Genomic DNA, 1432 nt, shown 5'->3' with positions numbered 1-1432 from the left:
CCACAAATCCTGACCGCGCAATAAAATAATTAGAAGTCGACCACGAGATGGTCGACTTCTTTTTTTCGTATTCGGCATAGCATCTTTCTTCATCCGATACTACGGTGATCGATAACTCGTTCCCGTCTTCAAGCCGAAGCAGGTTCGTGGACAGAGTAGCCTCAATGATCGTGATGAGGCTACTCTGTCCGCGATCACATGCCTGTACGATGATTTCATCTCCGGCGAACCGCGCGACAAAATCGGAAACGCCGGCTGACTCTGACTATAACTGGGTCCTTTATTTCGAATGCGGTCCCATTGCGTTATTCTGCCCGTTAGCTGAACAAAGGCTACCGTTCGTTCACGCGGCAGCCTCAAGGTCTAATCTATTGAACTCTCGTTCGCCGTTAGTGCAAAAACACTATGCCCTAGTTATTCAGACTTGAATGGGAGATGAGTTCTAACCTTCCCCCAGTATTAGCATCAATAACAACATGAGAATCTACGTAAACAAAGGCAGTTGAACTTGTTTTATCATCAGTAACAATGGGTTTGGGACCATTCCCCTGAACATGTACACCTTCGAATGTTATTACCCATACAGGATAATCCTTTAATATAATTTTCGAACCTGGAAGTTGGGGTGCTTCCTTGTTTGTGTATTTTACTAATTGGGCGGTAATTTTTTTAGCTTCCAAGCTATTTGTTTTACCAATAATCGCCTTAGCCTTTTCAACAGCAGTATCTTTATCCAACTTTACTTGCTCGGTCATTTCTTTAAACTCACCCTTTTGAGAACCCAAATATGGGTTTTGATTAAGGGTTTGAATCATATTACTTTCTTTGTCAGCACTTACTGGGGGGCTCGTAGGTGTATCATTCTTAGTATCTAATGTTGTATTTGAGGTGGTAATGTAAGAAATCGAATTATGCGTAGAACTATCCGCCATAGCTATGACTGATACACCACTAATAGCAACTGCGAAAATGCCAACGGTAATTAAGATTTTCTTCAATATAAAGTACGCTCCTTCTCAAAAAGATTGAATACTTAAATACTATGATTTTTTCTATTTAAATATGTTGTAAGTAACGGAGTGTTGGTAGAGTATTTTAACAAGATTTACTTTATCTTAGATTTTCACTCCATAATCCTGCCCGTTAGCGGAACAGGCTACCGAGAATAAATCTGCGGTAGCCTGTTTTGGTATTCGTTAGCGTAATATAGCTATTTTTCGAGTATTACGAGAGAATGGACCGTATGTACTCCTCCACCTCCCATAGAACTTTGACTAACAACTTTCCATCCCTGAGATAACAATTCGTTTAATTCTTCTAAATTATTCTTTTTGTCGGTCAAGTAACTAACAATTATTGCTCTTTGCATATAACATACACAACTCCCTTTTAAACTTGTCTTTATGAAGCTACTGTTACCCGTTAGCGTAAT

At 39.7% G+C, this 1432-nt stretch carries 2 protein-coding genes; both read right to left on the bottom strand.

All coding sequences use genetic code 11. The annotated features are described in order from the left end of the window. Positions 1–410 precede the first annotated feature (410 nt). Positions 411–998 (bottom strand): hypothetical protein, encoded by a 588-nt coding sequence (locus GC098_RS11595; protein WP_171643328.1) that lies wholly within the window; start codon positions 996–998, stop codon positions 411–413. Positions 999–1210: 212 nt separating this feature from the next. Next, positions 1211–1432: hypothetical protein (locus GC098_RS39545; RefSeq protein ID WP_216625244.1), on the bottom strand; the 222-nt coding region annotated here is incomplete at its 5' end.

Origin of the sequence: Paenibacillus phytorum, from assembly GCF_013141715.1 — a bacterium.
In the GTDB taxonomy this organism is placed as follows: Bacteria; Bacillota; Bacilli; order Paenibacillales; family NBRC-103111; genus Paenibacillus_E; species Paenibacillus_E phytorum.
Note: the sequence above shows the minus strand (reverse complement) of the source record. Positions and strands in the feature narration are given on the sequence as shown.